This is a genomic window from Rhodococcus sp. ACPA4 (genome assembly GCF_002300185.1).
GTDB lineage: Bacteria > Actinomycetota > Actinomycetes > Mycobacteriales > Mycobacteriaceae > Rhodococcus_F > Rhodococcus_F globerula.
Genome location: NZ_NSDY01000001.1, coordinates 4,494,882 through 4,521,312 on the forward strand (window position 1 = coordinate 4,494,882; position 26,431 = coordinate 4,521,312).

General features: G+C 61.6%; 24 protein-coding genes. 13 read left to right on the plus strand and 11 right to left on the minus strand.

The features are described from left to right. The first annotated feature begins 85 nt into the window (after window positions 1-85). The 5 genes from CJ178_RS20590 to CJ178_RS20610 all read left to right on the plus strand — a co-directional run bounded on the left by CJ178_RS20590 (window position 86) and on the right by CJ178_RS20610 (window position 8,217). On the plus strand, window positions 86-565 hold the full coding sequence (locus CJ178_RS20590; protein ID WP_080711774.1) for an NUDIX hydrolase: 480 nt from the start codon (window positions 86-88) through the stop codon (window positions 563-565). 2 nt (window positions 566-567) lie between these two features. Beyond that, window positions 568-2,907 carry a DUF6049 family protein gene (locus CJ178_RS20595; RefSeq protein WP_373557484.1) on the plus strand — a complete coding sequence of 780 codons (2,340 nt, stop codon included), beginning with the start codon at window positions 568-570 and terminating at the stop codon, window positions 2,905-2,907. Continuing rightward, entirely contained in the window at window positions 2,904-6,812 is a 3,909-nt protein-coding gene (locus tag CJ178_RS20600) for a murein biosynthesis integral membrane protein MurJ (RefSeq protein WP_045066047.1), read from the plus strand. The genes CJ178_RS20595 and CJ178_RS20600 overlap by 4 nt, the downstream gene beginning before the upstream one ends. A 49-nt stretch (window positions 6,813-6,861) precedes the next feature. Beyond that, window positions 6,862-7,443, plus strand: coding sequence for an RNA polymerase sigma factor SigM (gene sigM / locus CJ178_RS20605; protein WP_095887541.1), 582 nt, complete (start codon window positions 6,862-6,864; stop codon window positions 7,441-7,443). A gap of 63 nt (window positions 7,444-7,506) precedes the next feature. Next, complete coding sequence (locus CJ178_RS20610) at window positions 7,507-8,217, plus strand: hypothetical protein (RefSeq protein WP_095887542.1); 711 nt, start codon at window positions 7,507-7,509, stop codon at window positions 8,215-8,217. 1 nt (window position 8,218) lies between these two features. Here the strand turns inward: CJ178_RS20610 and CJ178_RS20615 are convergent, their stop codons facing one another. Further along, window positions 8,219-8,782, minus strand: coding sequence for a helix-turn-helix domain-containing protein (locus tag CJ178_RS20615; protein WP_045066051.1), 564 nt, complete (start codon window positions 8,780-8,782; stop codon window positions 8,219-8,221). Between the two features lie 98 nt (window positions 8,783-8,880). On the opposite strand from CJ178_RS20615, the gene nox reads away from it, so the two are divergent. The 5 genes from nox to CJ178_RS20640 all read left to right on the plus strand — a co-directional run bounded on the left by nox (window position 8,881) and on the right by CJ178_RS20640 (window position 13,499). Next, window positions 8,881-10,065, plus strand: coding sequence for a 4,4'-dithiodibutanoate disulfide reductase (gene nox, locus CJ178_RS20620; RefSeq protein ID WP_095887543.1), 1,185 nt, complete (start codon window positions 8,881-8,883; stop codon window positions 10,063-10,065). 56 nt (window positions 10,066-10,121) lie between these two features. Then, window positions 10,122-10,703 (plus strand): TetR/AcrR family transcriptional regulator, encoded by a 582-nt coding sequence (locus CJ178_RS20625; RefSeq protein WP_033235295.1) that lies wholly within the window; start codon window positions 10,122-10,124, stop codon window positions 10,701-10,703. A 110-nt stretch (window positions 10,704-10,813) separates the two neighbouring features. Beyond that, the gene (gene trxB, locus CJ178_RS20630) at window positions 10,814-11,821 is read left to right on the plus strand and encodes a thioredoxin-disulfide reductase (RefSeq protein ID WP_045066055.1); all 1,008 of its coding nucleotides are present in this window, start codon (window positions 10,814-10,816) and stop codon (window positions 11,819-11,821) included. Window positions 11,822-11,859: 38 nt separating this feature from the next. Further along, a complete protein-coding gene (trxA, locus tag CJ178_RS20635) occupies window positions 11,860-12,183 on the plus strand; it encodes a thioredoxin (protein WP_033235297.1) in 324 nt (107 codons plus the stop codon). 128 nt (window positions 12,184-12,311) lie between these two features. After that, entirely contained in the window at window positions 12,312-13,499 is a 1,188-nt protein-coding gene (locus CJ178_RS20640; RefSeq protein WP_033235298.1) for an N-acetylmuramoyl-L-alanine amidase, read from the plus strand. 12 nt (window positions 13,500-13,511) lie between these two features. Here the strand turns inward: CJ178_RS20640 and CJ178_RS20645 are convergent, their stop codons facing one another. The 4 genes from CJ178_RS20645 to rsmG form a co-directional block, all read right to left on the minus strand. Next, window positions 13,512-14,195, minus strand: coding sequence for a hypothetical protein (locus tag CJ178_RS20645; protein WP_033235299.1), 684 nt, complete (start codon window positions 14,193-14,195; stop codon window positions 13,512-13,514). A 256-nt stretch (window positions 14,196-14,451) separates the two neighbouring features. Continuing rightward, window positions 14,452-15,540: a ParB/RepB/Spo0J family partition protein gene (locus tag CJ178_RS20650; protein ID WP_095887544.1), complete on the minus strand. Its 1,089-nt coding sequence runs from the start codon at window positions 15,538-15,540 to the stop codon at window positions 14,452-14,454. 1 nt (window position 15,541) lies between these two features. Then, the gene (locus tag CJ178_RS20655; RefSeq protein ID WP_233363932.1) at window positions 15,542-16,597 is read right to left on the minus strand and encodes a ParA family protein; all 1,056 of its coding nucleotides are present in this window, start codon (window positions 16,595-16,597) and stop codon (window positions 15,542-15,544) included. A gap of 60 nt (window positions 16,598-16,657) precedes the next feature. Beyond that, the gene (gene rsmG, locus CJ178_RS20660) at window positions 16,658-17,338 is read right to left on the minus strand and encodes a 16S rRNA (guanine(527)-N(7))-methyltransferase RsmG (RefSeq protein ID WP_033235301.1); all 681 of its coding nucleotides are present in this window, start codon (window positions 17,336-17,338) and stop codon (window positions 16,658-16,660) included. Window positions 17,339-17,899: 561 nt separating this feature from the next. On the opposite strand from rsmG, the gene CJ178_RS20665 reads away from it, so the two are divergent. Then, the gene (locus CJ178_RS20665) at window positions 17,900-18,301 is read left to right on the plus strand and encodes an SMI1/KNR4 family protein (protein WP_095887545.1); all 402 of its coding nucleotides are present in this window, start codon (window positions 17,900-17,902) and stop codon (window positions 18,299-18,301) included. Between the two features lie 13 nt (window positions 18,302-18,314). Here the strand turns inward: CJ178_RS20665 and CJ178_RS20670 are convergent, their stop codons facing one another. The 6 genes from CJ178_RS20670 to rpmH all read right to left on the minus strand — a co-directional run bounded on the left by CJ178_RS20670 (window position 18,315) and on the right by rpmH (window position 22,281). Beyond that, entirely contained in the window at window positions 18,315-19,274 is a 960-nt protein-coding gene (locus CJ178_RS20670; protein ID WP_095887546.1) for an IS481 family transposase, read from the minus strand. A gap of 393 nt (window positions 19,275-19,667) precedes the next feature. After that, complete coding sequence (locus CJ178_RS20675) at window positions 19,668-20,240, minus strand: Jag family protein (RefSeq protein WP_033235303.1); 573 nt, start codon at window positions 20,238-20,240, stop codon at window positions 19,668-19,670. A gap of 20 nt (window positions 20,241-20,260) precedes the next feature. Next, window positions 20,261-21,376, minus strand: a complete 1,116-nt coding sequence (gene yidC, locus CJ178_RS20680) for a membrane protein insertase YidC (RefSeq protein ID WP_033235304.1) — start codon at window positions 21,374-21,376, stop codon at window positions 20,261-20,263. 4 nt (window positions 21,377-21,380) lie between these two features. Beyond that, window positions 21,381-21,734, minus strand: a complete 354-nt coding sequence (gene yidD / locus CJ178_RS20685; RefSeq protein ID WP_045066062.1) for a membrane protein insertion efficiency factor YidD — start codon at window positions 21,732-21,734, stop codon at window positions 21,381-21,383. Then, window positions 21,731-22,111, minus strand: a complete 381-nt coding sequence (gene rnpA, locus CJ178_RS20690) for a ribonuclease P protein component (protein ID WP_092805317.1) — start codon at window positions 22,109-22,111, stop codon at window positions 21,731-21,733. Before rnpA ends, yidD begins: the two co-directional genes overlap by 4 nt. 26 nt (window positions 22,112-22,137) lie before the next feature. Continuing rightward, window positions 22,138-22,281 carry a 50S ribosomal protein L34 gene (gene rpmH, locus CJ178_RS20695; protein WP_003942540.1) on the minus strand — a complete coding sequence of 48 codons (144 nt, stop codon included), beginning with the start codon at window positions 22,279-22,281 and terminating at the stop codon, window positions 22,138-22,140. Window positions 22,282-23,097: 816 nt separating this feature from the next. Here rpmH and dnaA point away from each other — a divergent pair. Further along, window positions 23,098-24,651 (plus strand): chromosomal replication initiator protein DnaA, encoded by a 1,554-nt coding sequence (dnaA, locus tag CJ178_RS20705; RefSeq protein WP_033235306.1) that lies wholly within the window; start codon window positions 23,098-23,100, stop codon window positions 24,649-24,651. Between the two features lie 580 nt (window positions 24,652-25,231). Continuing rightward, window positions 25,232-26,416 carry a DNA polymerase III subunit beta gene (gene dnaN, locus CJ178_RS20710; RefSeq protein WP_033235307.1) on the plus strand — a complete coding sequence of 395 codons (1,185 nt, stop codon included), beginning with the start codon at window positions 25,232-25,234 and terminating at the stop codon, window positions 26,414-26,416. Window positions 26,417-26,431: the final 15 nt, after the last annotated feature.

A 26,431-nucleotide genomic window follows, 5' to 3' on the forward strand; every position in this document is an offset into this window, starting at 1 on the left:
TGGGGTGTCAGGTGCCGAACGAACGAACAGGAGCCGCCGCAACTCGCGGCGTCGTCCTGCCGTCGGCAATCCTGAACGATCCCCGATGCGTACAGTCCGCGAAACTTCGGCGGGCGGATTGGTCGTCGACGGCTGGGGCGGCCCGCCCGAACGCCTGTGTGCTGCACTGATCGGACGAACCGACCGCCGTGGTCGTCTGTTGTGGTCACTGCCCAAGGGACACATCGAGCAGGGCGAGACCGCCGAGCAGACGGCAATGCGTGAGGTCGAGGAAGAAACGGGCATTCAGGGAACCGTCCTCGCGCCACTCGGCAGCATCGACTACTGGTTTGTCACCGAGGGCCGACGCGTCCATAAAACGGTGCACCACTATCTCTTGAGATTCCTCGGCGGCGAACTGTCCGACGAAGACGTCGAAGTCACCGAAGTGGCCTGGGTACCGCTCGCGGAACTGCACTCACGCCTGGCGTACGCGGACGAACGAAAACTAGCCGAACTTGCCGCACAGATGATCGCCGAGATGCCCCACGCCCCCATGCTTCCGAAGGAACCGGACGCAGGATGAAAATGGCTCTACGGCGAGCGGGCATCGCCGCTCTGGTGATGGCCGCTGTCGGTGTGACGGGATCGCTCGGGGCGGGCCCGGCACACGCGCTCCCCGCCTCGCACGACAAACACGTTCAGGCACCACGCACCAGCACCGACGGCAAGTTCCTCGAGCTGTCCATCGAATCCACGACACCGACCACCGTCACGACAACCAGCACGCCCACCGTCGTGGTGAAGGGCACGGTCAAGAACGTCGGCGACCGCCCAGTCGAAGACGTCGGAGTGCGGTTGCAACGAGCGCCGGCCATCGACAATGCAGCCGACGTACGCGATGCCCTCGAATTCGACCAAGCCATCTTCGACACAGTCGGCGAGTTCGACACCGTCGCCACCAGCCTCGAGCGGGGCGAATCCAGACCGTTCACCCTCTCGCTGCCACTGCGCAGCACTACCGGAACCTCACTCGAGATCTCCGAGCCCGGCGTCTACCCGATGCTTGTCAACGTCAACGGCACCCCCGAATACGGCGGCGCAGCCCGGCTCGACGACGCACGTTTCCTCCTCCCGGTTCTCGGCGTTCCCAGCGCGACCAACACAAGAACGTCAAGCACCTCGGCTACAGCCGTCGTCGCACCCGACACGTCCAACCCCGTCGGCGTGACGATGATGTGGCCGCTCGCTACCGCTCCCAGCCTGGTCGGCGGAATCCCCGGATCCGTCAATGACCCCGTTCGACTGATCAACGACAACCTCGCCACCGAACTCTCGGACGGCGGACGCCTCGACGCGCTTGTCGACGCCGTCGAAAATGCCACGAAACCCGAGATCGACGCCGACAACAAGGTGCGGGATTCGCTGTGCCTCGCCATCGACCCCGACCTCGTGATCACGGTCGACAACATGACCCGCGGTTATCTGGTCGTCGACAACGCGGCAGACCCCACCGGCGCAGCCCACGACGGTCGCGGACAGGATGCGGCGTCCAATTGGTTGTCGCGAATCAAGACGCTGGCAGCATCGATGTGTACGACGTCGGTTCCGTTTGCGCAGGCAGATCTCGCGGCAGTCGGTACCGTCGCCCATCCCGAACTGACGGCGACGGCCATCGACCGGCCGGCCGACATCGTCGACACCATTCTCGGCGTGACTTCGCTCCGCAATTTCGTGTGGCCGGATTCCGGAGTCCTCGATTCCGTCACCGTTGACACTCTGAGCACCAGGCCGACAACCACCCTCGTAGCGGCCTCGTCCGTGGATTCGAGCGAGGCACAACTGTCCTCGCGCATCACCGACACCGTCGACGCACTTGCCTTCGACACAGCGGCGGCCGCAGCTTTTGCCGCGACCGGATCCAACCCGTCGACGCCGTCGTACATCGACGAGGACACCGCGCCGCAACTCGAGACGGAATCGCGGGTTGCCCGGAGACAGGACGCACTCGGCGCGATGGCGTGGTCCGCGTTGACTCCCACCGCCGTGCCGCGCAATCAGATTCTGGCGCCGCCGCAACTGTGGAGCGCCGACGCGGAGGACGCCGGCGCGATGCTGTCGATGCTCGCCACGCTCATCCGCTCCGGCCTGGCGACACCACAGTCCCTTCCGGCGCTGCTCGGCACACAACCCGGCGCTACGGACACGGCAACTCTCGAATATCCGGAGCGGGCAACTCAGGACGGTCCGCAAACAGCGGTCATCGACACGGCGAAGGCTCAACTGCCCCGAATCGATGCTCTCGAACTCTCACTCGTCGACGACCCGCAGGTTCTGCTCACGCCGCGCTCCTTCACCGCCCCGCTGCGTGAGGATCTGCTGCGCGCGATGAGTTCGGCCAACCGGCGCGATACCAGTATCTTGTCCGTCCGGAATGCCGAACGTGCCGCAAGCATCCGCGCAGGCAACGTGACCACCAGCGTCAACGGTCTCTATCAAGCCGTCAGCGTCGTATCGCCGGGCGGCGTGTACACACTGGCGTCCGGTCAAAGCCCGCTGCTCCTCGTGGCCCGCAACGAACTGCCGATCGCCATCAACGTCAACCTGCGGGTGGACGCGCCGCCGGAGATGAAGATCAGTGACATCGGTCCCAAACAATTGCCGCCGCGCGGTAGCCGACAATTGACTGTGCCAGCGGAAATGAACGATTCCCGCAAGGTGGTCGTGAGCTTCTCGCTCACCACCACCGACGGGTTCCAATTGGGCAGCCCGACCAGCGTGACCGTACGGTCGAATGCATACGGTCGTCCGTTGGCCGCTGTGACAGCCACAGCAGGAGGATTGTTGTTGTTCTTGGCCGGACGACGGCTGTGGCATCGATATCGGGGTCAGCCCGACCCAGCTGATGAAGGGTACAAACGTTCATGACCGGGAATCCGCCTGAGGGCAAACGGTCCGCGATCACGCGCCGGAGCACCGCAACCGCGTCACATCCGCGCATGCCACCGTGGGAACGCGGGTACCCGATCCAGCCGGTCAACCCGGACGCACGTTTCGACGACTCACCCACCATGACCATTCCGGTCATCCGCGACTACCCGCGGTACCGGGAAGCGGAAATGGAGTTGGCGAACCGTCCCGTCTCCGAGTCCGGTGACGTCGACCCCGACTCGCATGTCCTGCCAGGAGACCGCAAGGAATCCAACTCGCGACTTCTCGCGGCGACGGGTTCCATCGCCATCGCGACACTGACGAGCCGCATCACGGGATTCGCCAAGCAGCTGATGATCCTGATGGTTCTCGGTCCGGCCATCGCCAGTTCGTTCACGGTCGCCAGCCAGATCCCGAACATGATCGCGGAGCTGGTTCTCGGTGCAGTGTTGACCGCGATCGTCGTGCCGGTCCTTGTCCGCGCCGAACGCGAAGACAAAGACAAAGGCGAAGCCTTCATCCGACGCCTCTTCACGGCGTCCCTTGTCCTTCTCGGCATGGCCGCGCTCCTCGCGACCCTCGCCGCACCTGTGCTCACCAAATACGTCTTCCTGTCCGAAGACGGCAAGGTCAGCACCGATCTGACGACGGCCCTGTCGTACCTGCTACTGCCGGCGATCCTGTTCTACGGACTGTCTGCGCTGTTCACGGCGTTCCTCAATACCCGTCAGGTCTTCAAACCCGGAGCCTGGGCGCCGGTGCTCAACAACATGGTCGTCCTCGTGGTGCTCGTGATCTACCGCCTGACACCAGGTGAGATCTCGCTGAATCCGGTCTCGATGGGTGACGCAAAACTGCTCACCCTCGGCATTGGCATCACCGTCGGCGTCATCGTGCAGGCTGCCAGCCTCATTCCCGCGCTACGACGCGAGAACATCTCCCTCAAGCCGCTGTGGGGTCTCGACGACCGCCTACGTCAGTTCGGCGGCATGGCCGTCGCCATCGTGTTGTACGTCCTGATCAGTCAGATCGGCATGATCTTCGCGACGCGAATCTCCTCGCACGCCGACGAAGCCGGCCCCGCGATCTACAGCCAGGCCTGGCTGCTGCTGCAGTTGCCGTACGGCGTCCTCGGTGTGACGGTTCTGACCGCGATCATGCCGCGCCTGAGCCGCAACGCCGCAGCCGACGACACCCCGGCCGTCGTCGACGATCTGTCGGTCGCCACGCGTCTGACCATGATCACGCTCGTTCCGATCATCATGTTCCTCACCTTCATGGGCCCCCAGGTCGGTGAAGCGCTCTACGGTTACGGCCGCTTCGGACCTGAACAGGCCGAACGTCTCGGCACTGCCGTGAGCTGGTCGGCATTCACGTTGATTCCGTACGCGCTGGTGCTGATCCAACTCCGAGTGTTCTACGCCCGCGAACAAGCCTGGACGCCGACGTGGATCGTTCTCGGAATCACCGCTGTGAAGATCGCCTTCTCCGCTCTCGTCCCACTGGTTGCATCCGATACCGATCAGGTCGTGATCCTGCTCGGTGCAGCCAACGGACTCGGCTACATCACCGGTGCGGTCATCGGCGGATACCTTCTGCACCGCAGCCTCGGAAACCTCCAGATGGCCAATGTCGGTAAGACCGTATGGTCCGTCGTCGTCGCCTCCCTGGCCGGTTCACTGACAATGATTGCCGTCGACCGGGTACTCGGATTCCACAAACTCACCGAGAACCTGGGCGGTCCCGGATCCTTCATTCGCGTAGCCGTCGGCGGCATTCTTATGCTCGCCATCACCTTCACGATCCTGTACTTCAAGAAGATCCCCGAAGTGCGCTCGGTAACGGTTGCGGTCTCCCGCAAGATTCGTTCTGTGTTGGGTCGCCCCGAACCAGCCTCGAAGTCCGCCACCGGTAATTCGGCGCAGCGCGACGACGATGCTGTAACCGAGCTGATCCCCGCCGTGCGAACGGAATCGAACCAGCACGAACGACCAGGTGCGCTGCCGTACCCTGGTCCTGGAACCACAAGGTCGCAACCCGCACAGACACGGGGATGGGCAACCGAAAGTGAAGGAGCGAGGGTGAGCGACGACAAGGTCTCCGACGACAAGAATGCCGGAACTTCTGCCGTGAAAGAGTCCACGTCGGCTGGGGCAGCGCCTACGGGTGCGCCGCGAGCAGAGGCTCCCCGGAAGCAAACACCACAGCAGCAAACACCACAGCAACAGGCGCCGCAGACACAGGCAATCAAGTCCGAGCCGCCCAAGGCTGTGCCGAACAAGGCGGTGCCGCAAAAGGCTGTGCCGAACAAGGCTGCGCCCCCCAACCCTGTGCCGCCCGCCGGATCTGCCAAGACGCCGCCCGCTGCACCCACCTCTACTTCCCGGCCCTCTCCCCGCGGACCGAAGCTCATTCCGGGTGCATCCGTCGCCGGCGGTCGCTACCGCCTGCTCGCCCCGCACGGTGGCACTCGTGGACTGCAGTTCTGGGAAGCACTCGACGTCAAACTCGATCGCGAAGTAGCCCTGACGTTTGTCGACGCGGAACAGCGCGGCGACGACAACGCCCAGTCCGGTCCACAGGCCGTGCTCTCCCGCACCTTGCGCCTTGGCCGGATCAACTCGCCGGGCCTGGCCCGGGTCCTCGACGTCGTCCGCGGCAGCTCGGGCGGCATCGTCGTCGCCGAGTGGACGCCTGGCCGATCACTGCGTGAAATGGCCGAGACGACGCCGTCGCCCATCGGCGCCGCACGCGCGATCCGCAGCCTCGCGGCCGCTGCCGAGGCAGCTCACCGCTCGGGTGGCGCGCTGTCCATCGATCACCCGGATCGGGTGCGCATCAGCATCAACGGCGACGCCGTACTCGCGTTCCCCGCAACGCTTGCCGACGCGGATTCCACCAGCGACGTTCGTGGTCTCGGCGCCATGCTCTACGCCCTCATCACGGCTCGGTGGCCGCTGGCAAAGCCGTCAGCCGGACCCGTCGGCGGGTTGCTCCCGGCCGGCCGCGACGCGTCCGGGAATCCCGTCGAGGTGCGAGGAATTCGTCCCGAGGTGCCGTTCGACATCTCGGCCGTTGCCACGCGCGCACTGCAAGCAGAGAGCGGAATCCGCACTGCCGCAACGGTGCAACACATTCTCGATCAGGCATCCGTCGTCAACGACAAGACGGAACTGATTCCCGCCCTGCGCCTCGGACATCGCGACCCCGGCAACTCCGGACACGCTCTGACGGATCCCGAGGCCATCGAAGCCGAGAAGAAGAAGTCGACGCGCATGCTCGCCGCGTTGACCGCGCTGGGCGTATTCACCGTCATCGTGCTGATCCTGCTCGGCGTGTGGGTTGCCAGCTTCCTCTCCGGGAGCAGTTCCAACACTCCCTTGAGTGAACAGAGCTTCGGCTTGACCTCGGAAGCTGCTGCACCCGAGGAAAGTTCGGCTCCCGCCGCCCCGCCGGTTGCCACGGCCCCTGTCGGTGCGTCGACGGTCGCGGTGTTCTCGCCGCAGGGCACCCCGGATCAGCCGGCTACGGCCAAGAACGCCATCGACGGAAACCCCACAACGGAGTGGTCGACGGACTCGTACTTCCAGCCGTTCCCGGCGCTGAAGAACGGCGTCGGCCTGATGGTCACGCTGGACGACGCCGCGACTCTGAAGAACGTTGCCATCACGTCCGATTCGCCGGGTAGCGTCGTTGAAATCCGTTCTGCCCCTTCTGCCGGAACAACTCTCGATCAGACGAAGCAAATCGGGACCGGAACATTGAAGAACGGTGTCACGGATATTCCGGTCACCACCGACAGCCCGAGTCAGTACGTTCTCATCTGGATTACCGAACTCAGCACGCAATCCGGACAAAACCAAACAGCCATCTCGGACATAACGTTCAACGCCGCTCGATAGCCCGTCCCTGACCCCTCCCGATGGCCCGCTCCTGGGTTAACATCCGCCGGTGCACACTTATCGGGGGGGCACCGGGGGCGAGGTAACGGATGTCGAATTACTGACAGCACATGTGGCGGGCGATCCACATGCTTTCCGTGAATTGCTGACCCGGCATCAGGATCATCTATGGCACGTCGCCCGGCGTACCAGCTATTCGGACGAGGACGCCAGTGACGCCTTGCAGGAAGGCTTGCTGTCTGCGCACCGCAACGCGTCCAAGTTCCGTCGCGATGCCGCTGTGCGAAGTTGGCTCCACGCGATAGTTGTCAACGCGTGCCTGGATCGAATTCGGCGAAACAAGTCACGCCAAGCCTTTTCGCTCTCAGCCGACAATGTGGAGGAACCTCGCGATTCTCACGATCATGTCGAAGCCGTGGACATGAGGATGACCGTCGATCAAGCCTTGGCCCTGCTGCCGCCTGAGCAGCGCGCTGCCGTCGTTGCGGTGGACATGGAGGGTTATCCCGTAGCCGAGGCCGCAATTCGGCTCGGCATCCCTGTGGGAACGGTGAAGAGTCGCTGCGCTCGCGCGCGCAAGCGTCTAGCCGCCGAATTGGCCGAGTTGGGTGGCCGAGGGAACCGATCGTGATATCGACGCGTCTAATCTTTGTGAGCACCAGAACAGGTAGCCGCGCGCAGAAAGGGGAGGCTCGTGAACGATTCGTACGTTCCTGCCCCACCTTTCTCCGAAGACTTGCTGGCCGATCTTCACGGCGGTGTTCTCGACCCCGAAACCAGTGCTGCCTTGTGGGTCCTCGTCGACGACGATCCTGACGCGGTGGCGTTCGTCAGCAAACTCGACAACGTCAGTCATTCACTGCGGACGTGGGACGAGCGCATCGCCCCGCACGAGCCCATGCCGCCCGAGTTGGCAGCGCGCATCCACAGCGCATTGGACAGCGAGTGGAAACAGCAACAGACGCAACATGATTCCGATTCGAATGTAATCTCCATCGCCCGCTCGCGACGCCGGCTACTGATGGGTGGTGCCGCTGCTGCAGCAGCCGTAGCGGTTGTGGCTGTGTTGATTGCGGTACGCCCCACCGAACCGAACGCCGTCATCACTGCGCAACCCACTCCTACCGTAAGCGAAAACCCGACTCCCGAAAGATTCCTCACCTTGATCGGATCCAAAGATCTTGGTCCACTCGAGGATCCACTCAAACTGGCAGGTTGCCTGCAGGCAAACGGATTCTCGCAAGATGAGCCACTTCTCGGATCGGGCGAGGTCACCGTCGACGGCAACCCAGCCGTGGTGCTCCTACTGCGCGGCACGCAGCCACGTCAGATCACCATCCTTGCCGTCGGCCCGGAATGTAGCGCTGACAAACCGAACACGCTGTCCGTCAACACTATCGGCTAGTTCACTTTTCTGCGACCGGCAACAGCAGTGCCAGGATGCGCTCGCGAAGTTCCTCCGTATCATCCTCCACCGCAATAAGACTCGAGAACATCGCAGCTCCTGCCGCCATCACCAGCACAGCTTTTGCGTCCAACAGCGCGGCGTCGCGGTCTTCCGAATCTTCCAGGAACAACTGAGTACTCGGCCCACTGAACCCGCGCCACAGCTCGTTACGTAGATCGTCGTGATCGCGCAATGCTGCCAATAGTCCGGGCGCCGCGGCACGAACCTCGGGGCGGGCGAACAACTGCGCGCTACCGGCCACCACCCAGCGGATCCACCCGTCGCGATCCGTTCCCTCGAAGGGCGTCAGATCCGGGGTGGCGCCGAGGATCGATCCGAGAACCAAGTGCGCTTTGGACGACCATCGACGCGACATCGACGCCCTACTGACTCCGGCTCGGGCGGCGATGGCGCGCACGCTCAATTGCTCCCAGCCGACCTCGAGCAGCATGGTGCGGGTGACTTCGAGGACTGCGTCGTCGATGCGTGGGTCTCGGGGGCGACCAGATCCTGTGGTGTTCATCGTCTCGAATTGTCGAACAGATTTGGCGTCAGCGCTATATCGTCGTAGATACGAGTCCACTGGCATCGTAATGGATCTGCCGAAGCAGGAAGAAGAACATGACCCCCACGATCTTCGAACCGGCCCGTCTCGGGCCGCTGACCTTGAAGAACCGCATCATCAAAGCTGCAACCTTCGAAGGAGTGATGCCGCGAGGAGCGATCTCCGACGACCTGATCAACTTCCACGCCGAGGTCGCTCGCGGTGGGGCCGCCATGACCACCGTCGCGTACTGCGCAGTCTCACCCGGTGGCCGCGTCCACCGCGACACCCTCGTCATGAACGAACAGTCGCTGCCCGGACTGCGCCGTCTGACCGAGACGGTCCACGCCGAAGGAGCGCTCGCCGCAGCACAGATCGGCCACGCCGGACTAGTGGCCAACACCCTCTCCAACAAAACGAAAACCCTGGCCCCGTCGACGCGATTGAGTCCGCCCGCGATGGGTCTCGTCAAGGGAGCGACACTCGCGGAACTCGACGGCGTTGTCGCCGACTACGAGCGCACCGCGCGCATTGCCGTCGACGCCGGATTCGACGCCATCGAGGTGCACCTCGGCCACAACTATCTGCTCAGTTCGTTCATGAGCCCCAATCTGAACAAACGCCACGATCAATACGGCGGAACCGTCGCCAGGCGTGCCGAATATCCGCGTCGGGTGATCGAAGCAATCCGCAGCGCAGCCGGACCGTCGGTTGCCGTCACGGCGAAGTTCAACATGTCCGACGGCGTCCCCAAAGGACTGTGGCTCGATCAGAGCCTGCCCATCGCCAAGATCCTCGAGGCCGACGGCCATCTCGACGCCATGCAATTGACCGGCGGCAGTTCACTTCTCAACGGAATGTACTTCTTCCGCGGCGACGTTCCGATGGCGGAATTTGTTGCGTCCCAGCCCAAACTCGTGGGTTACGGTCTCAAGTTGTACGGCCCGACGCTCTTTCCCAAGTACCCCTTCGAGGAAGGGTTCTTCCTTCCATTCGCCCGCCAGTTCCGCGAGGCGCTGAGTCTGCCGCTGATCCTGCTCGGCGGCATCAATCGCGTCGACACCATCAAGGGCGCACTCGGTGAAGGTTTCGAGTTTGTAGCCATGGCTCGGGCACTGCTTCGAGATCCGCAGTTGGTCAACAAGTTTCAGTCCGAATCGGTTTCCGAAGGGCTGTGCGTCCACTGCAACAAGTGCATGCCCACCATCTACACCGGCACTCGCTGCGTCGTCCGAGAGGCTCTGCGCCCAGCGACCACATAGCGCGCAACTCCCCACTAGGCTGTTCGACGACCGAGCAGCGTACGAAAGGAGTTCACGTGCCACGCATCAACGCCGCTACCGTCGGCGAGCATCGCGCAGCGCAGCGTCGTGCGCTCCTGAACGCTGCCCGCGAGGTTCTTGCCGAAGGAACCGCGGACATCCCGTCGTTCGGTGAGATAGCCAGGCGCGCCGGACTGGCCCGATCGAGCGTCTATCAGTACTTCAACTCCCGGCAGGACCTACTCGACGCACTGGTCGAGGATTCATTCCCGCGGTGGTCGCAGAAGTTGGCTGAGGCCATGGCGGAGGCCGACGGCCCCGCCGGTCGCATCCTCGCGTACGTCGACGCCAATCTGATCCTGGCCGCAGACGGTGAGCACGCGATCGCGGCGTCGCTGAGCCAGATCGCACCCGGCCCGAAGTTCGATGAGAAGAGCCGGGCACTGCACGGCGATCTTGTCACTCCTCTGCTGCACACGCTGCAGGAACTCGGCGCACGCGACCCCGCCGTCACTGCCGAACTGATCAACGCGATAGTTCACACCGGTGTCCGGCAAATCGAACGCGGCACCGATCCGGATCAGGTGCGCCGCAGTGCTGGCGCCCTGGTCGCACCGTATGCACACGATCCCAGCTGAGCGCCTGACCACTTTTGCGCCGGGCCCGGGAACAACACCCCTTATCCTGGTGTTGATCGGTACGGCTCTCCAAGAAGCGGAGGGTCTGCACTCACTATTGGAAGGCTCGCATGACCACCCAGCTGGAAACCACGCCCGCGGTCCATGACGTCATCATTGTCGGTTCCGGACCGGCCGGCTACACCGCTGGTGTCTACACCGCGCGCGCTGAGCTCCAGCCCCTGCTGTTCGAGGGAACCCAGTTCGGTGGCGCCCTCATGACCACCACCGAGGTCGAGAACTTCCCCGGATTCCGCGAAGGAATCATGGGACCGGACCTGATGGAACAGATGCGTGAGCAGGCTCTGCGCTTCGACACCGACATCCGCACCGAGGACGTCGACGAGATCGACCTGAGCGGCCCGATCAAAACCGTCGTCGCGAACGGCGAAACCTACGCCGCGCACGCAATCATCCTCGCGATGGGTGCCGCAGCGCGTTACCTGGGGATTCCCGGTGAAGAGCGTCTCCTCGGCCGCGGCGTCAGCGCCTGCGCCACCTGCGACGGCTTCTTCTTCCGTGACCAGGACATCGTCGTGGTCGGCGGCGGCGACTCCGCCATGGAAGAAGCAACCTTCCTCACCCGCTTCGCCCGCTCGGTCACCCTGGTGCACCGCCGCGAGGAGTTCCGCGCCTCACGCATCATGCTCGAGCGCGCCAAGGCCAACGAGAAGATCCGCTTCCTCACCAACGCCGAACCCCTCGAGGTCCTTGGCGAGAACAGTGTCACCGGCCTCGTGGTCCGCGACACCGTGACCGGCGAGACCTCCACCCTCGAGATCACCGGCATGTTCGTCGCCATCGGCCACGATCCCCGCAGTGAACTCGTCAAGGGCCAGGTAGACCTCGACGACGCCGGCTACGTCCGCGTTGCACCCGGTTCCACCGCAACCTCGGTCGACGGCGTCTTCGCGGCCGGCGACCTGGTCGATCACACGTACCGTCAGGCCATCACCGCTGCCGGCACCGGATGCTCCGCTGCGATCGACGCCGAACGCTGGCTCGCCGACCGCGGCGACATCACCGCAAACACCCTCGACGCCGCCGGTCACACGGTCGACGTCGTCGGCGCCCCCTGATTCACCCAGCTGTCGTACCCAACCCTCGAGGAGTAACAGTGTCGAATACCGTCACCATCACCGACGATTCCTTCAAGCAGGACGTCCTGGGCAGCGACAAGCCCGTTCTCGTCGACTTCTGGGCAACCTGGTGCGGCCCGTGCAAGATGGTCGCCCCGGTTCTCGAGGAAATCGCCGGTGAGAACAGCGACAAGCTGACCATCGCCAAGCTCGACATCGACGCCAACCCGGCCGCAGCCCGCGACTTCCAGGTCATGTCGATCCCGACACTGATCCTGTTCAAGGACGGACAGCCCATCAAGACCATCGTCGGCGCAAAGGGCAAGGCCGCGCTGCTCAAGGAACTCTCGGACGTACTCTGAGTACCCTGTGAACGTAGGGGATTCTCGCAATCCCCAGGTTTTCTGAGATAATCGATCGATGTGCCTGATCAGATCCACTTCCAGGCACATCGATCGAATTCTTTTGCCGATCCGAGAGGTTTTCACGCATGCATCGACTCCGACACGGTGATCACGGCCCGGCCGTCGCCGAGATTCGGGGCACATTGACGAAGCTGGGATATCTGCACCACATCCCGTCCAGCATTCGACGTGAAAGCGGCGACGGTGCCCATTGGGTTGCGCCGGACGTCATCTTCGATCATCACCTCGACAGCGCCGTTCGTGCCTTCCAGCAGCAACGTGGGCTACTTGTCGACGGCATCGTGGGCCCGGCAACGTATCGGTCCATTCGTGAGGCGTCGTACCGCCTAGGCGCCCGCACTCTGATCTACCAGCTGTCCGCTCCGCTGTACGGCGACGACGTGGCAGCACTACAGACCAAACTCCAGGATCTCGGCTTCTACTCGGGGCGCGTCGACGGCTTCTTCGGGCCGATGACGCACGAGTCGTTGTCGTCCTTCCAGCGTGAGATCGGCATCGCCGCCGACGGCATCTGCGGCCCCCAGACTCTGCGCTCGCTCGACCTTCTCGGAACTCGTGTCACTGGCGGTTCACCCCACGCGATCAGCGAGGAAGAACTGGTGCGGCGCAAGGGCCCGCAGCTGGGCGGAAAGCGGATCGTCATCGATCCCGGTCTGGGCGGCCCGTCCACCGGAGCGATTGTGAACGGTATCTCCGAGTCCGATGTGCTGTGGGATCTTGCGATGCGTCTCGAGGGGCGTATGGCTGCAACCGGAATGGAGACGTTCCTCTCGCGGCCGCACAATGTCGATCCGTCAGAGGCTGATCGGGCATCAACTTCCAACGCGTTCGACGCAGACCTGATGATCTCGCTGCGGTGCGACAGCAATCCCAGCCCGTCCGCAAACGGTGTGGCGAGTTTCCATTTCGGAAATTCACACGGTTCGGTCTCGAAGATCGGTCAGATTCTCACGGGGTTTGTCCAGCGCGAGATCGTTGCCCGAACTCCGTTGCAGGACAACAGGACTCATGGTCGCACGTGGGAATTGCTGCGACTGACCAACATGCCGACGGTACAGATCGACCTCGGATACCTCTCGAACGCGAATGATGCTGCGGTGCTTACCAATCCGCGCATGCGTGACACCATCGCCGAGGCCATCCTGATTTCGGTCAAACGCCTGTACCTGCTTGGCCAGGACGATCAGCCCACCGGCACGTTCACGTTTGCCGAGCTTCTTGCAGAAGAACTTTCGGTATCCGACCGCAACTGACACGCGCGTTACTCACACGCGTGTCAGTTCACCGACCTGAATCATCTCGAGGGCCGCGGCCTGCAGGAGTCGATCGAGGGCTTCCTCGACGTCGACTTTCCACTCGTGGTCCCGATCGAGTTCGAGCCGCAAGCGTGGGTACCGATGATGGGGCGCAACAACCTCGAAGCCGTAATCCTCGAGGAAATCTGCGCTGATCATGCATTCCTCCGGTGAACATTCCAATGCTGCAGTTGCCGACGCGATATCCGACGCCGACTCCTGCTCATGTGCGCGGATACCAAAAGCTTCGAGGGCTCGGACACCGCGTCGAACGAGATCGGTCACCACAGCGGAAATGAGGGCCGGCCCGAGGCTTTCCTCGACGCCCGACGGCTCCAGCCGAAGACTGGTCAGCAGAACGGCGTCAGAGCTGACGGGACTGGTGGGGAACATCTGGGCGCGCGGAATGGTGCGGGGAGGGGCGTAGAGAGCGCTGCCGAGTGGTTTGCCGTCCTTGACCGCGACCTGGCCGCAGGATCCCCACTCGAGCATAACCATCGACAGCCACGCTTCTTTTTCGAATTCCTGATCGCAGAATCCCCGCGCATCGTGAAGGGCCGCCGGATCCATCTCCCAGAACACACAGCGGCGAGCGTGTGCCGAAAGTTGATCGAGACCGTCAAGCCGCAGCGATGTGATGACGTGAGTCGACACTGGCTAACTCACTTCCGTAGGTCGCGATCTCAATTTTGGTATCTGCCGAACATTTAGGTCTCCGCCGCACATTTTTGCCCTACCCGACGCGTTTTCCTTCTCCAGAATAAGCCACCACAACTCCGTCTGCGCTGCCGCTGCACCCGCCACATCAAAACTGTTGCGGTTCAAAGTATTTCACTTCCAGGAACCGCTCAGCATCAACATTTTGTCACAGTGACGAAACTAGCTGGTATGGATGGATGTCGATGTTTCGTCACTTGTTCGATTTCTGCGCTTCCATCATGCCCACGATGCGCTGAAGGTCATCCACCGAGCCGAACTCGACCACAATTTTGCCCTTCCGCTTACCCAAACTGACCGTCACGCGGGTGTCGAACGAGTCGGACAACCGCTCCGCCACATCCTGCAGACCCGGCATCACGATCGGCTTCCGCTTCTGTGGGGGAGCGATCTCACTGTCTGCGCGGTTGGCCAAAGTGACAGCTTCTTCTGTCGCTCGGACCGACATTCCTTCCGCCACGATGCGCGCCGCCATCACTTCCTGAGCGTCGGCACCCGCCTCGAGGGAGAGCAATGCACGAGCATGCCCGGCCGACAGGACGCCAGCAGCGACGCGTCGTTGGACAGCCACCGGCAGCTTCAGCAGACGGATCATGTTGGTCACGACGGGGCGCGAGCGACCGATACGGTTCGCCAATTCCTCGTGCGTCACTTCGAATTCTTCGAGCAACTGCTGATACGCGGCAGCCTCCTCGAGGGGATTCAACTGAACACGGTGAATGTTCTCGAGGAGCGCATCACGCAACATCGAGTTGTCGTCGGTCTCACGAATGATCGCCGGAATCTTCTCGAGGCCGGCTTCCTGACTCGCGCGCCAGCGGCGCTCACCCATGACAAGTTGGTACTTGTCACCGTTGCGGCGAACCACGATCGGCTGCATCAAACCGAACTCACGGATGGAATGCACCAACTCCGCAAGTGCTTCTTCGTCGAAAACGTGACGCGGCTGCTTCGGGTTGGTCTCGATCAGACTCGGTTCGATCTCGAGGTAGACAGCGCCAGCGGATGTCAGTTCAGACTCGAGTTCATCCGCGGTCGGCACTGCAGTCTTTGCGGCGCCAGCTTTGGATTTTGCGGTTTTGGGGGCCGCTGTCTTCGGTGGGGGAGGGGAGGGGTTGGCCTTCTCGCCGCCGTTTTCACGGCTTCCGATGTCACCGCTTCCCACTTCGCCGCCGATGATGAGATCCGCTGCTGCCGCCCCCAGTCCGGGTGCAGTGGCCGGACCGGTAGGAATCAGTGCGGCAAGGCCGCGGCCCAATCCGCCTTTACGTGCCTGGCTCATCTCACTGCTCCTGCGTCGTAGTGGTGACAGAGCGTCCGGCCAATTCGCGGCCGGCATCGAGGTAACTCATCGCCCCGCGTGAACCCGGGTCGTAATCGAGAACGGTCATGCCGTAGCCCGGAGCTTCGGAAACCTTGACGCTTCGGGGAATCACAGCCCGGAGAACGGTGTCGCCGAAGTGCTTACGCACCTCTTCTGCCACCTGGTCGGCGAGCTTGGTGCGGCCGTCGTACATCGTCAGGAGAACGGTCGAGACATGCAGATCGGGATTCAGGTGTGCCTGCACCAATTCGATGTTTCGCAGCAACTGGCCGACACCCTCGAGAGCGTAGTACTCGCACTGAATCGGGATCAGAACTTCCTTGGCCGCGACCATCGCGTTGACGGTCAGAAGGCCGAGAGACGGCGGGCAGTCGATGAGGACGAAGTCCACGTCCAGCTCCGCGAGCACCTTGTCGTTCAGCGCGCCCTTGAGACGATTCTCGCGAGCCACCATCGACACCAGTTCGATCTCGGCGCCGGCCAAGTCGATTGTCGCGGGGATGCAGAGAAGCCGTTCACTGTGCGGGCTTGTCTGAACCGCGTCAACGGCCTTCACTTCGCCGATGAGGAGCTCATAGCTCGAAGGGGTACCCGAGGTGTGAACGACGCCCAGAGCGGTGCTGGCGTTGCCCTGAGGGTCCAAATCGACCACGAGGACGGTAAGCCCTTGAAGGGCGAGCGCAGAAGCGAGGTTGACGGTTGTTGTTGTCTTGCCGACGCCACCCTTCTGGTTGGCAATCGTGATTACCCGACGGAAAGCGGGCTTGGGCAGGGTCACCGAGTGCGGGTGCAGCACCTGGCTTGCGCGATGCGCGGCAGCGCCGATCGGAGTCTCTTCCGAGGAGATCTCGGAATAGGGAGCCGTGAAATTCTCGTCGTCATTGATCACCGGATCCGCGTTCACGCTCGGCTGCGGTGTTGCTGTTTCACGTGAAACAGCGGTCTCCGGCGACGGAGCGGTTTCGGACGTAGTAACAATTTCCGGTGAAACCACGGCTTCAGATCGACCCGACATTGACTGCTCCTTCGATTGCGAATCGACCACTGCGTGCTCTCATCATGTGTACTTCCTTCGTCATCGCTGACGCCGTTTGGGGAGACGCTCGGCCTTGACCACGACTGTGGGTGTCCGGAGAAATTTGGATCCACACTCGAGTATTTCGAACTTGCCCGCGCCGAGTTTGGTCAACGCGGTTCGGTCACGCTCGATCTCTTCCGCAGCGCTCGAACCCTTCAGCGCAAGCATCCGACCGTGCTCGTGAATGAGGGGGAGTGACCAACGGGCCAGCTTTTCCAGCGGCGCAACAGCACGCGACGTCACTACGTCGGCGCCGCCCGCTTCCTTCACTACGCCAGATTCTTCGGCGCGCCCGCGGACCACCAGAACATCCAATCCGTTGGATTCGATGAACTCGGCGAGGTACACAGACCGTCGTAGAAGCGGTTCGACCAGAGTGACTTTGAGGTCCGGCCGCGCGATTGCGAGAGGGATACCCGGCAACCCGGCTCCACTTCCTACGTCGACAACAGACTCACCTTCGGCGATCAACTCACCAATGACAGCACAGTTGAGCAAGTGACGTTCCCAGAGTCGCGGCACCTCGCGAGGTCCGATGAGCCCACGCTCAACACCGTCCGTTGCCAGAGATTGGTAGTAGCGTTCTGCAATGTCGTATCGATCGCCGAACACAGCGCGCGCAGTCGCTTGTTCATCCCAGTCAACCGACGCCGCACCATTTTGTTCCACGTGAAACATCCTCCCGCGTATACCGCGAAATCAACAATCAAGACCAAAGTTATTATCCGTGTTATCGCCGACAAGTGTTCACTTCTACGCGTCGACTCGCTGTGAGTCTGCCAACTCATTCGCAGTCGCGCCAGGTTTCACGTGAAACATGCTCATTCAAAGAGAGATCCCTTCGAGCAGTATCATCACAGTGACGAAACTAAGCAGGGTTCCTATATGGGAGAATTTCGTCCCGGAAATTGTCCAATTCATTGAACTTGAGGTGAGGCGTTTCACGTGAAACCATCCGGCGCATTCATCCCGCCCCAGACATTCTGAAAATGACACTTACCGACTCATGGCTCACGTACGTGGGTGCGGGTTCTACTCACTTCATGACGGCCAGGAACAGCCGACTGGGGGAGGGGACTTAATCGGCAGCCTGTTCCCGAACTTCGGATTGCTCGGTCTCGACGAATTCTTCGCCAACCATAAATACTGCCGAGATCCGGAAACACTCCATGACACTGAAGGACTCGGCGACGACTGGATTCAGGTCGCTCGGCAGCAACAAGCCGGGAAGTCGCGCACATGTTCCTCGATACTTATCTTCCGTTCGCAGAGAACGGATCCGGCGACCTGTTATACGTCGACACCCGCGGGGGTCAGCAACAAGGTTTCGTTCGCGAGTTCGGCTGGGAGGTCGCTGATGACTGCAATCCTGTATCGGCGTCGTTGACGGACTATGTCGATTCGGTTCGGATCAGTGTCGAATCGGGCACCGAACATTCCGGCCTGCTTCCGACCTTCGAGGAAGGCGCGCTCATATGGGACGTCGACTACAGCGACAGCCCTCCGCCGGTACCTCCGCCGAAACCAACTGTGATTCGAATACCGTTCGCCCTAACGAGCTTTCTGCCGTCACAGATCGGTCCCGAAGATGACCTGATCGATCTCGACGTCGTCAGGCAAGCAATCATCGACACGGCCTAGGTGTACCCGGCCATCAGGTTGGTGACAGCCGGCTGATCGGCGGCAGGCCTCCGAGTGCGCTGTGACGGCGTCGAGTGTTGTAGTACTCGATCCAGGGCGCAAGCGCGGCGGTGCGCTCGGCGTTGCTGGTGAACACCTGCCGGTAGGCCCACTCGGCCTGCAGGGTGCGGTTCAGTCGTTCGACCTTGCCGTTCTGCCATGGGCAGTGCGGTTTGATGAACTTCTGACGGATGCCGTGCTCGGCGCAGACCGCACGCAATGACCACCGGTAGGCCCAGGCGTTGTCGGTCATCAGCCGTTCGATCCTGGTGATCCCGTTGCCGGCGAAGTAGTCGATCACGCGGATCAGGAAACCCGCACAGGTGGCGCCTTTCTCGTCCGGCAGGACCTCCGAGTAGGCGAGCCTGGAATGGTCGTCGACGAGCGAGTGAACGTAGTCGAATCCAACCTTCGTCGAGTAGTCCCGCTCCCGGTGCTCGCGGCCGCGGGCACGCCATCCGCCGCCGTCGGGGATCCGGCCGAGCTTCTTGACGTCCATGTGCACCAGCTCGCCGGGGCGCTGACGTTCGTAGCGCACCACGGTGGTCTTCGACGAGCGGATGACCTCACCGGTCAACGGGTCGCAGTCGGCCAGATACGGCACCTGGTGTCGTCGCAGGACGCGGGAGACGGCGCGGGCCGGCGCCCCGAGTTCCGCTGCGAGCCAGTCCGGTCCGCGTCGTTCACGCATGCGTAGTTCGACGATCCGCGTCTCGACTGTGGCCGCGGTTCGGGTCGGCATCATGTGCGGACGAGAGGACCGATCGTACAATCCCGCCTCACCCTCGGCCGCGAAGCGGTCCACCCAAGTGGACACACATTTACGGGAAACCCCCATCGCGCTGGCGATATGGGCCTTGGGCCAGCCGTCCCGGTGGCGTTCGACGATGAGCATTCTCCCGAGATACGTGGTGCGGGCATTACCGTGGGACACGAGAACCTCCGGTGGGAAGTGGGCCTTCCACAAGCCACACCCCAACCGGAGGTTCTCTTCACATCAAGCCGACACGCCCGCTACCAACGTCCTGGCCGGGTACACCTAGGCGTCGTATCCGAAAGCAATCATCGACGGTTGTACAGCGATCTACCGCCAAGTGTCCCCCCAACGAGGTGTCTCGGTCAGTTGGCTCGTCGGGATCGACACACGGACTGTAACCTTCGTTGCCGTGGTGACGGGTATCGGCAACGAGGTGATCGTTCACGAGATACCAGAAGAGGGTGCCGTTTTCGCGACCGTTTCACGTGAAACCGATTGCCGGAAAATGCAAAAAGAATGCGAACCCCGGATCGAATCCGGGGCTCGCATTCTCGTACTGCTGGGGGAGTGTCAGTCCTTTAGAACAACCACTCGACGTGACGGCTCAGCGCCCTCACTTTCGCTCGATACGCCCTTCACCTTGGCGACGGCGTCGTGCACGATCTTGCGTTCGAACGGCGTCATCGGCGCCAGTTCTTCACGCTCACCGGTTTCGAGAACACGTGCAGCAGCCTCGGCACCGAGGGCACTGAGTGCTTCACGACGGCCGGCACGCCACCCGGCGATGTCGAGCATCAAGCGGCTACGTTCGCCTGTGGACTGCTGGACGGCAAGGCGGGTCAATTCCTGGAGAGCGTCTAGAACCTCGCCCTTACGGCCAACCAGCTTGGTCAGATCGTCCCCGCCGTCGATGCTGACGATCGCGCGATCGCCCTCGACGTCCAGGTCGATATCACCGTCGAAGTCGAGTACATCGAGCAACTGCTCGAGGTAATCGCCGGCGATTTCGCCTTCTTCGATCAGGTCGTCGTCAGAATCGTCGATGTCTGAATCTTCGACGTCGACGTCGGTAACGGGCGCAGCGATTTCAGTGCTCACGTCTGCGTTTTCTCCATCCAAAGCGGTGTCAGCATCACTGGACATTGGTCGTTCTCTTTCCTCGATCAGCGCCGCTTATTGCGCTTGGGGGAGTTACCGCGATTGCTCTGTGGCCGGTTCTGTTTCGGTTTCGACGAAGCGCCGCCACCCCCCGAGCCGGTGGGCTTGGTCGCTGGCTTGTCGGCCTTGTTGAGAGATACCTCGGGCAACTCGGATTCGTCTGATGATTCCGTCGCACTCAGTGCTGCCGGAGATCCCTTTTTCTTGGCGGGATTCGGGCGAGCACCGGGCTTGGGAGCATTGTCGTTTCGACGTGAGATCGCTTCTTGCTTCTTCTCTTCTTCTTCGGCATCGATCTTGCGGAAGACGAGGTGCTGCTGGCCGTAGGTCCAGATGTTGTTGGCAACCCAGTACAGAAGAATTGCGATAGGCAGGAACGGTCCACCGACCAGAACACCGAGCGGGAAAACGTAGAGCGCGAGCTTGTTCATGATCGCGGACTGTGGATTCGCTGCGGCAGCTTCGGACTGGCGGGCGACGGATGCGCGGGAGTTGAAGTGCGTAGCAATGCTCGCGATGATCATCAGCGGAGCTGCAACCAGGATGATGTTCAGTCGTGACGGCAACTCGGGAACGTTCTCGGTGACGTAAGCCTGAAGCTGTGCGACGGGGGTGGTGATCGCAGCCGAGATCGGTGCACCGAACAGACGTGCGTCCAGGAAGGATTGCACGTCCGCAGCGCTGAACACGTAGTTAGGCGTGCTGGCGTTCGTAGCGGGATCCATACCCAGCTGACCCATACCGGTTCCGGTTCGGTTGAACGAACGTAGAACGTGGAACAGGCCGATGAAGACGGGTGCCTGAGCCAAGACCGGGAGGCAACCCATGATCGGGTTGAATCCGTGCTCTTTCTGGAGCTTCTGCATCTCGACAGCTTGACGCTGACGGTCACCTGAGTACTTCTTCTGCAGAGCCTTGATCTGCGGCTGCAGTTCCTGCATCTGTCTGGTGGTGCGGACCTGCTTCACGAACGGCTTGTACAGAACCGCACGCAGCGTAAACACCAGGAACACCACTGCGAGTGCCCAGGCGAAACCGCTGTCTGCGCCGAACACAAAGCCGAAGACCTTGTGCCAGACCCACAGAATCGCGGAGACCGGATAGTAAATGAAATTGAGCACGGCTCTAAGTACTCCTCTGTTCGTCCATAGGACCGCGGTGGCGGCAACCCGCATCACGGCCACGACGGGGCGGAACGGGGTCCCACCCTCCAGAATGCCAGGGGGCACACTTCGCCAACCGCACCACAGTCAAGAAAAGGCCTTTGATCGCCCCGTGCGTACGGAGGGCATCCACCGCATACTCGCTACACGTGGGGGTGAACCGGCAGGTCGGCATCCGCAGGGGCGACACATACGTCCGGTACAACTCGATACAGAAGATGAGAACAGTGGCGGGAGCGCGACGCACAGCCTTCAAAACCGTCAGAAAACGGGAGGCTTGGGGAGTTTCGATCTGCTCATCGAGCGGAGTACTCATGGCTCTTCACTTACCGACACCAATAGATTCATTTTGCCCAGACCTGCGCGCAACTGCTTGGCCAACTCATCGGAACTGGCGCTCGCGCTACCTGGAAGTGCACGAATAACCACATCGGTTTCCGGTGAAACCTGTTGTGCGAGGTCTGCACATATATGACGAAGCCGGCGCGCGACTCGATGTCGAATCACCGCCGGCCCGACAGCCTTGCTCACGATCAGCCCGAATCGGGGACCGTGATTTGTTACTACCAACGCCTCTACCTGCTCGCGATTAAACGCGTGCACGACAAGGTCGCGTCTTCCCATACGACGACCACGTCGCACCGCCACGGAAAAATCCGAGTGGCGGCGCAACCGGTACGGCTCAGGCAACACCCCGAGCTCCTGATCTCAGAATCAGATCAGGCTGTCAGGGAATCGCGGCCCTTACGGCGACGCGCCGAAACGATTGCACGACCCGCACGGGTACGCATACGAAGACGGAAGCCGTGAACACGCGCGCGGCGGCGATTATTCGGCTGGAACGTCCGCTTGCCCTTGGCCACGGTCAACACTCCTCGAAGTTCATTGGCGCCTCCCGGCGCCCTCTAATTGATCGGCGCCACCTGAGCGCCTTGGATCTAACGGTCTTCTCCACCCGGCAAGCGGCTTGGATAATCCTTCCGACCCGACATATGTAGTCAGCACGAAACGATCACCACCAGCGGGTGACTGTTCGAGGTTACTTACCACCGTTGCCAAGGTCAAACCAGCGCATTCGGCGGGCACTCCTCCGAAGCAGAAGCGACACGCCGAATGTCCTCGAATCCCCGATTTTCGAACCCGGATGTGCATAGGTCGTTGACCTCGAGCGAGGCACCGAGTGTGACCTTGGCAACATTTTCGCAACGGTGCTCAGAGCATACAAAACCCGGTGTACGCAATTCCGGCAGAGAAGCACTCGACAAGGCCTCATCTGCACGTTCGGTCCGGGGGTCAGGTTGCGACGCGGAAACCCAAGTTTTGGCATTCATCCACAGGGCTGTGAGTATCAACGCACGGCTACCGCCGAGTGTCCAACGCCTCGAGTTACATCAAAAGGCCAGGTAGATCGACTTCGGGTCGGATTCTCAGGAAAAATCCCACAAATAAACCGACTCGGTGCACGTTTGTCCACATCTGTGGATAATTGTGTGGAAACACAGTTCAGGTGGCATATTCGTAGGCTGTTACGAGGTTTCTCACCTCAGGTGGCAGACACACCAACAGACATAACAAAAGTGTCACACCAGCGCACATCCCCACCACCGAACATCCATGCCGCAGCAACGTGCTCGGTAGCGCCAGCGAACTCGCTGTCGGTGAAACACGGAAGGAACCACGTGAACGACGATCCCAACGCGCTCGAACGTGCCTGGGTCGACGTGGTTGCAGAACTCACGAGTGATGACCCCGGGAACGATCTTCCGATACTGAGTAGTAAGCAGAAGGCATTCGTCCGCCTGGTGAGACCACTCACACTCGCGCAAGGATTTGCACTCCTCTCGGTTCCGTCGTCCTTCGCTCAGGAGACCATCGAGCGCGATCTGCGCGAACCGATTCTGCAAGCACTCGGACGACATCTCGGTGGACAGGTCGAGGGCCTCGGCGTCCGTATCGCTCCTCCCGACGAAGATTCGGCAGAACCGGAAGAGCGCACAGGAAGCCGGCAGTTCGAATCGGTCAGCAGTTCCGGCGCCTACCGTCGACGCCGATTCACCGAAGGCGACGGAGAACCATCCGACTCCGAGACCGCCGAGAGCGAAGAGGTCGACGACGACCGGGAAGCATTGGCGAGCGTTCACGAATCGTGGCCGTCGTACTTCACGAAACCGCCGTCGACGCCATCCTCGTCGAATTCCGGTGCAAACAGCCTCAACGCGAAGTACACGTTCGACACGTTTGTCATCGGTTCGTCCAACCGATTTGCTCACGCCGCCGCGGTCGCGATCGCGGAGGCGCCCGCCCGGGCCTACAACCCTCTCTTCATCTGGGGCGCGTCCGGGCTCGGCAAGACGCATCTGCTGCACGCGGCCGGCCACTATGCGCAACGGCTCTTTCCCGGTATGCGCGTGAAGTACGTCTCCACGGAAGAATTCACGAACGACTTCATCAACAGTCTTCGCGACGACCGCAAGGTGGCATTCAAGCGCCGCTACCGCGAGACGGACGTCCTCCTCGTCGACGACATCCAGTTCATCGAAGGCAAGGAAGGTATCCAGGAAGAGTTCTTCCACACCTTCAACACCTTGCACAACGCGAACAAACAGATCGTCGTCTCCTCCGACCGGCCGCCCAAGCAGTTGGCAACCCTCGAGGAGCGTCTGCGAACGCGATTCGAATGGGGCCTGATCACCGACGTTCAGCCGCCGGAACTCGAGACGCGTATCGCGATCTTGAGCAAGAAGGCGCGGATGGATCGCCTCGAGGTGCCGCACGACGTCCTCGAGCTGATCGCCAGCCGGATCGAGCGCAACATCCGCGAGCTCGAGGGCGCGTTGATTCGTGTCACCGCGTTTGCCTCGCTCAACCGGCAGCCGTTGGATCTCACGTTGGCGGAAGTTGTCCTTCGGGACCTGATGCCTGATTCGTCGAGCCTCGAGATCAATGCGGCGACGATCATGGCCGTGACGGCCGAATACTTCAATATGTCGATCGACGACCTCTGCGGGCCGGGTAAGGCCCGTCCGCTCGCTCAGGCACGCCAGATCTCTATGTATCTGTGCCGTGAGCTGACGGATTTGTCATTGCCGAAGATCGGTCAGACGTTCGGGCGTGACCACACCACGGTCATGTACGCGGACAAGAAGATCCGTAAGGAAATGACCGAACGTCGCAAGGTGTACGACCAGGTACAAGAGCTGACGGCTCGGATCAAGCAGCGTTCCAAGCGCTGACCTGCATTTTTACCGGTGCCCCCTCGAGGGGGAAAGTCCTTCCCTCGAGGGGGCACCGCTGTGTCGACTGCGTCCCTCGAGGGCGTGTCATTCCTCCAAACCCACGACACGCCAGGGTTCGACACGCCGATTTAGTTAAACCTTTCGTTTCTTCTGGAAAGTATTCACATCTGGGGATAACTGTGTGGATAACTTCGAAAGTCTGTGGAGATCTCGAGGAGTAATCCGAAAACTTCTTGTCTGTGCACAGAGGGGCCTGATCGCTCCTCGAGTCTGTCCTCGAGAAGTCCACAAGCCCTCGAGGGGGCAGACCTGCATCGACAACCGTTACTCCACAGATTGCACAGGACTTATTACTACTACTGAGAAATTTCTAGGAAAAGCTCTTTAAAAGTAGATTTGTGGACAACTCCTGTGAGGAACCTCGGAACGGGCCTCGCTCGTCCCCGTCTCGGCTTTCCTGATCGCCCCTCGAGGGCATACGGTTGGCGTCGCACCCCGTTGTGCCAAACTTGTCATCTGACGTCTGTGCCAGACTTGCTGTCACCAGAACATGCCTACCGAGAGGAATTACCCGGCGATGGAGCTTGGAAGCCTGAAGTTTCGCGTATCCCGGGAAGAGTTCGCAGATTCAGTTGCATGGGTTGCCCGTAGCCTCCCCTCGAGGCCGCCGGTTCCCGTTCTCGGTGGCGTTCTTCTCGATGCAACCGAACAGGGACTCACGGTCTCCGGCTTCGACTACGAGGTATCCGCTCAGGTTCGCGTTTCCGCAGATGTCACCACTGTCGGTCAGGTCCTGGTTTCCGGTCGCCTCCTTGCCGACATCACCAAGTCCTTGCCCAACAAGCCTGTCGATGTCACCCTCGAGGGCACTCGCGTTCTGATCTCGTGCGGAAGCGCAAAGTTCTCCCTGCCGACGATGCCGGTCGAGGACTACCCGCAGCTTCCGACGCTTCCGCAGCAGTCGGGTTCCATCCCGGTAGATCTGTTCTCCGAAGCGATCAGTCAGGTTGCCATCGCAGCCGGTAAAGATGACACCCTGCCGATGTTGACCGGTATTCGCGTCGAGATCGCCCAGAATTCCATTGTTCTGGCTGCGACCGACCGTTTCCGTCTTGCTGTCCGTGAGCTCGAATGGATGCCGGCAAACCCCGATGTCGAGGCTGCGGTTCTCATCCCGGCAAAGACCCTGTCCGAATCCGCGAAAACGCTTGCCGGAAACGCAAGTTCACCGGTCGAGCTGGCTCTCGGTTCCGGCTCGAGCATCGGCAACGACGGCCTCCTCGGTATCGTCAACGACGGCCGTCGCACAACGACTCGCCTCCTCGATGCCGAGTTCCCGAAGTTCCGCCAGCTTCTGCCGGCGCAGCACACGGCTATGGCAACCGTCGAGGTTGTTCCACTGATCGAAGCCATCAAGCGTGTAGCTCTCGTGGCAGAGCGTGGCGCTCAGGTGCGTTTGCAGTTCTCTTCCGAGGGACTGCTGCTCTCCGCTGGTGGCGACGACGCCGGCCGCGCTGAGGAAACTCTCAACGCAACGTTCCAGGGTGAGCCGTTGACCATTGCGTTCAACCCCGGATACCTCACGGATGGACTGAACTCGCTGCACAGCGAGAACGTCCTGTTCGGCTTCACGACGCCCAGCCGTCCCGCAGTTCTGCGTCCGGCTACCGACGAAGATCCGACACCGGACGAGTCGGGTAACTTCGCTGCGCCCTCGAGCGAATACACCTACCTGCTGATGCCGGTTCGACTTCCAGGCTGATAATTGCTGTTGGGC